This is a genomic window from Pseudoalteromonas sp. CR1 (assembly GCF_019392235.1).
GTDB lineage: Bacteria > Pseudomonadota > Gammaproteobacteria > Enterobacterales > Alteromonadaceae > Pseudoalteromonas.
Window position 1 is genome coordinate 1 of the sequence record NZ_JAHXRM010000607.1, and the last position, 239, is coordinate 239.

Annotated in this window: 1 protein-coding gene; it reads right to left on the bottom strand. The window is 26.4% G+C overall.

The features are described from left to right. Window positions 1–53 (bottom strand): 23S rRNA methyltransferase attenuation leader peptide (locus tag KZZ04_RS22280; protein ID WP_117115223.1); only part of this gene is annotated, 53 nt, incomplete at its 3' end. Window positions 54–239 lie beyond the last annotated feature (186 nt).

A 239-nucleotide genomic window follows, 5' to 3' on the forward strand; every position in this document is an offset into this window, starting at 1 on the left:
TGTTTCAAAACAGTAGATGTTTTATCTACATTACGCATTTGGAATACCAACATGACGAATCCCTCCTTCTTAATTACAAATTTTTAGCATCTAATTTAACTTCAATTCCTATTATACAAAATTTTAAGGCAGATTGTAAAAAAATCAAATTCTACTTTGATCAACGGTATTTAAAAAAATAAATAAAAAAGAAAGGAGCTATTGTTAAATGAGCAATAACTCCTTTTTCTGTTTGTCTT